The following is a 1,086-nucleotide window of genomic DNA, read 5'->3' on the forward strand; positions in this document are numbered from 1 at the left end:
GAGCCGGGGCGTGCGGCGTTCGTGAAGACGACGTTGAAGCCGCGGGAGATCATCTGGTTCGGGTCGAAGGAGTCGCGGCCGTACACGCTGGCCGTGCAGCGGTCGGGCGTGGATCCGCTGGATGTCGAGGGCACGTACGTCCAGAAGGGTTTCCTGCCGCGCTGGCTCGCCACGTTCCTCGGCATCTTCATGGCGTTGGCGATCACGTTCGTCCTGCTGTGGATCGCCTACAAGCCGCAGGTCCGCAGCGCCGCCACGGAGAAGCTCCAGGAAGCCGGCATCAGCACCCTGGCACCCTCCCCCTCACCGACTCCCGAGGCGCCCAAGGCCCCGTCGGTCGAGCCGGTGGCCTCCGAGCCCGCCGTTCCGTCGGCGTCCGGCGACGGTGGCGGCGGTGGGGGCGGCGGGGGAAGCCCGTCGCCGAAGCCGAAGCCGAAGCCGAAGAGCGTGGTGCCCGCGACCAACATCCTGCTGCGCAACACGACCACCAAGATGTGCGCCGAACTCCCGGGCCGCGACAAGGGGAAGCCGACCGGCCGCGTGCAGCAGGCCACCTGCACGGAGAAGGTGGAGGAGGACAACCAGCTCTGGAACCTGGAGGTGCGCCAGAAGAAGGCGGGCCCCGGTGCCACCGACCTCTTCGTGATCCGCAACGTCAAGGACCAGCTCTGCATGGACCTGCCGAACGCCGGGGCGCAGCCCGTGCAGGTGGGGGTGTACGAGTCCGAATGCGTGGGCACGTCCGCGGACAACGACCTGTGGTGGATCGACAAGCAGGAGAGCGGCGCCTACTGGATCCGCAACTTCGCCAGCAACAACAAGTGCCTCGACGTGGCCGGGTTCAGCACCGGCACGGTCGACACGAACCTGACGCTGTATCACTGCTCCAACATCGATGACCAGGAGTGGCTTGTCATCCATCCCAAGAGCGGTTGAGACCCGGGGCAGTTGATGCCGCCTGTTCGGGCATGCATCCTGCCCCGCTGCTTCCTGACTCGGCACCGGATCGGCGTTTAGGTTCCCAGAGTGAGCCTTTGGACTTCTCTGGAGCCCGCCTCCGCGACCGTGGACCCGGGTGGCAGTACG

The 1,086-nt window shown here is 67.5% G+C and carries 1 protein-coding gene; it reads left to right on the forward strand.

What is annotated here, in order from left to right:
- A partial coding sequence (locus IE278_RS41745) for an RICIN domain-containing protein (RefSeq protein WP_189780251.1) occupies positions 1 to 936 on the forward strand: 936 nt, incomplete at its 5' end.
- Positions 937 to 1,086 lie beyond the last annotated feature (150 nt).

This window comes from Streptomyces tauricus (genome assembly GCF_014650955.1).
Lineage (GTDB): Bacteria > Actinomycetota > Actinomycetes > Streptomycetales > Streptomycetaceae > Streptomyces > Streptomyces tauricus.